Annotated in this window: 2 protein-coding genes; both read right to left on the reverse strand. The window is 55.3% G+C overall.

Translation table 11 applies throughout. From position 1 onward, the window contains the following. Positions 1-440: 440 nt before the first annotated feature. A complete protein-coding gene (locus Q674_RS33890) occupies positions 441-773 on the reverse strand; it encodes a hypothetical protein (RefSeq protein ID WP_023009275.1) in 333 nt (110 codons plus the stop codon). Positions 774-1044: 271 nt separating this feature from the next. Next, positions 1045-1227 (reverse strand): hypothetical protein (locus Q674_RS41505; protein ID WP_227501231.1); only part of this gene is annotated, 183 nt, incomplete at its 5' end.

A 1227-nucleotide genomic window follows, 5' to 3' on the forward strand; every position in this document is an offset into this window, starting at 1 on the left:
TTGGCGTCCGGTTGACCGCCTTGTTAATGGCCGTTCACCACCGTGGTTGAGCCTGGCAAAAAAGTTCGCATGCCATCTCCCGGACAGCATGCACCAGCTCGACGGATGGCGAAAGGAACCAGAACGCAAAAGCCGTCGGCCCAATGACCGTTTGAGACGGACAGCCCCACGACTGGGGCACGCCAGTAATACCAACTCCGCTGACCGTTTTGGCAACCAAACCGGACGGCGAAGTTTCCGGCCTTGGCGATCACCAGCATGAGCGGGCTCTGCAATCAAATCCGGTGCCAAGGCCTTTGCACGACGCCAACCCAAAACGCACGGGAGCCTGGCCATTAACGCCAAAATTCAGCGGCGGCCTTTGCGTAGCGAAGCGGAGAAAAGGCCGTCCGGTGGAGGCCCATCAGGGCCGGAACGAACTGGAATTTCTTGTTATGCATTTACCAGTTTACGAGAACATCTTTAACTTTGTGCGTTGCAGAATCAAAGCCAACGGCCCAAAAGACTTCATCTTCACTGGCAGAGTATTTCGCCTTCCACAGGGTAAGCTGGGAACCAGCTCTCCAGAGGCAATCTATAAACTCAACCTTGCTCAACTCTCCAAGTTCATTTTGAATGCTTTCGCACGATGCAATGTAGGCATGTTCAGTAATAGTGCCTTCGCTCTCTTCGCGTGATGATGGGGCCGAAACTTCCTGCAACAGGGCAAAACTCTTCCCGTCATGCAACTCTATTACCCGCTTCGCAAGCGTTCTCTCCATCTTCGAAATCATATTTCCTCCTTAGTGCATAACGCCAGCGCACAACGGCGCCCTTATAATGGAGGCGCAGCCGCAATGAAAAGGGCGTCCGGCGGCCACCGGCCGCGAATTGATGCGCCTTGTTAGATGCCGTTTACCCGGCATTTTATTGTGGCACCCAAAGCTGAATGCCTACTCCCGATACGTTGCACCAGCGCGACCCATGGCGCTAGGAACCAGAACACCCTATGCACAGATGATGCACGGACTTTACGCCGGATTGCCCCGCAACCTTAACACCGAGTTACCAGCCAAAAACCGGAGACTGACTGGCGGCTGTGTTTTGCCCGAGAACCACTGCCAAGCCGCGGCCAAACACCAAACCCAAAACCGCCGGAGCCAGGCATTTAACGCTGAGGTAACCGGCGCCGGAGCGATAGCGTAGGGAACCAAAAGCGCCACGCTTTTGGCGTCCGGTTGACCGCCT

This window comes from Marinobacter sp. EVN1, assembly GCF_000475375.1.
In the GTDB taxonomy this organism is placed as follows: domain Bacteria; phylum Pseudomonadota; class Gammaproteobacteria; order Pseudomonadales; family Oleiphilaceae; genus Marinobacter; species Marinobacter nauticus.